The sequence below is a fragment of the Sulfuricurvum sp. genome (assembly GCF_049305995.1).
Taxonomy (GTDB): domain Bacteria; phylum Campylobacterota; class Campylobacteria; order Campylobacterales; family Sulfurimonadaceae; genus Sulfuricurvum.
Map to the genome: position 1 here is coordinate 1 of NZ_JBAQPS010000031.1, position 2,189 is coordinate 2,189.

The 2,189-nt window shown below is 46.5% G+C and carries 2 protein-coding genes; both read left to right on the plus strand.

All coding sequences use genetic code 11. The annotated features are described in order from the left end of the window. Window positions 1–1,379: DNA primase (gene dnaG, locus WA010_RS01010; RefSeq protein ID WP_422555316.1), on the plus strand; the 1,379-nt coding region annotated here is incomplete at its 5' end. Window positions 1,380–1,520: 141 nt separating this feature from the next. Further along, the coding region (locus tag WA010_RS01015; protein ID WP_422555317.1) for an argininosuccinate synthase domain-containing protein at window positions 1,521–2,189 on the plus strand (669 nt) is incomplete at its 3' end.

Consider the following 2,189-nt stretch of genomic DNA (forward strand, 5'->3'; position numbering starts at 1 on the left):
ATTTTAGCCTCCACTACACCGACGATACCAAGCAAAAAAAACGCTCAAATCTCTTAGAAACTCTCAACGACTGGTATCAAAAACTCCTCGAAGAGAAACGAGATGCCATGGAGTATCTCCACGAGCGGGGTATCTACGCCTCCAGCATCGAGCGATTCGGGATCGGGTATGCCCCTACTTCACCCGAAACACTCCGATTTTTGGAGCAACGCAAACTCTCATCCGCTGAAGCGATCGAACAAGGTGCCATCGGACGAGGGGAAGAGGGGCGGCTATTTGCCCGTTTTATCGAGCGAATCACCTTCCCTATCCACTCCACGAGCGGTGCCATCGTAGGATTCGGCGGGCGTACTATTACAGGGCATCAGGCAAAATACGTCAACTCGTCTCAAAGCGCCATTTTCAACAAATCACGCCTCCTATATGCCTATCACCTCGCTCGTGAAGCGATCTACCGCCGCCGTGAGATCATCGTTACTGAGGGGTATTTGGATGTCGTAATGCTCCATCAGGCGGGATTCACCCACGCCGTCGCGACACTGGGAACCGCCCTCACTACCGAGCATTTGCCGCTGTTGCGCAAGGGGGAACCGAAAATCTTTCTAGCCTACGATGGAGACAAAGCGGGGCGTGCCGCCGCGTTTAAAGCCTCCAAACTCCTCAGCGGCTCAGGGTTTGATGGAGGGGTGATATTGTTCGAAGGGGGACTAGACCCTGCCGATATGATTAAAAACGGTCAAATCGAGGCGCTTAATGCCCTTCTACACCGACCGATTCCGTTTGCCCAATTTACACTAGATGAAATAATCTCACAATATGATTTGCAAGATTTCAAGGCTAAAGAAACTGCACTACACGAAGCAGCCGCATTTATAAAAAATCTTTCACCACTGATGCAAGAAGATTATAAAAGATACATAGCCCCTAAGCTTCCTGGCATTCGCCCTGAAATGGTTCCTTTGGGAACCACACAACAAAAGACACAATCAATTGTAAAAACACAATTTGGTCAAGATTTATGGGAATTGAGCTTAATTAAAACAATAATAGAACGCCCAAATATAACCAATTCTTTACTAGATTTTTTAGATCCTTCTATGCTTCAATATCATTCTATTGAATTTAAAGCTGTCTTGCAGAATGAAACAAATAATTCTCGACTAAGCGAAATAGTTATGAATAATGACATACGAGTTTTTGACGGAGACGAAGGACTAAAAGCAGAGCTTATGACCTTCTTGAGTGCTCACTATACCCGAGAGCTAAAAAAGGTCTCAACCCAAAATACGGTATCATTCGATCAAAAATCGTACCTAATACGTCAATTTCGGGATAAAATTGAGCGTCTTAAACGGGGTGAACTCGTCCCATTGAGTTAAAACACTTTCTACTTTTCTTTTTAGCAAGAAAAGTAGCAAAAGAGCATACCGCGATCCAAGAACGCTCGCGTGACTCCTTGCACTTCTGCATCGCACGCGGCTCTTGGTGTTGGATCGCGGGGATTTATTTAAAGGATAAAAATGAAAGCTATCGCATTATTCAGCGGCGGTCTCGATTCGACCATCGCGGCAAAACTCATCATCGATCAGGGAATCGAAGTAATCGCCTGCAACATCAACACGGGATTCGGTTCGACCAAAGACCGCCTTGCTCACATGCAAAATATGTGTGAACAGATCGGTGCCGAGTTTCGCAGCGTAGACATTCGAGACGAATACATCCGTGAAGTCCTCTTTACTCCGAAATACGGCTACGGCAAAAACTTCAACCCCTGCATCGACTGTCATGCCAAAATGTTTGAAGTCGCCAAACGGGTGATGCAAGTGTGGGGGGCGAGCTTTCTTATCAGCGGTGAAGTATTGGGTCAACGCCCGATGAGCCAAAACAGCGAATCGCTCCAAAAAGTACTCGATTTGAGTAATTGTGAGGGATTATTACTCCGCCCTTTGAGTGCCAAGGCACTCTCCCCTACCATCCCCGAAATAGAAGGATGGGTGGATCGAGAAAAACTCGAAAATATTGTTGGACGAAACCGTGAGCGTCAGATGGAACTGGCACAGCAATTCGGGCTCAAAGACTATGAGGCACCGGGTGGTGGATGTTTGCTCACTGATGAGAAGTTCTCCAATAAAATTCGTGATTTTATCGCGTACGATACCTTTAGCGTCGAAGACATCCCGACGCTGAAA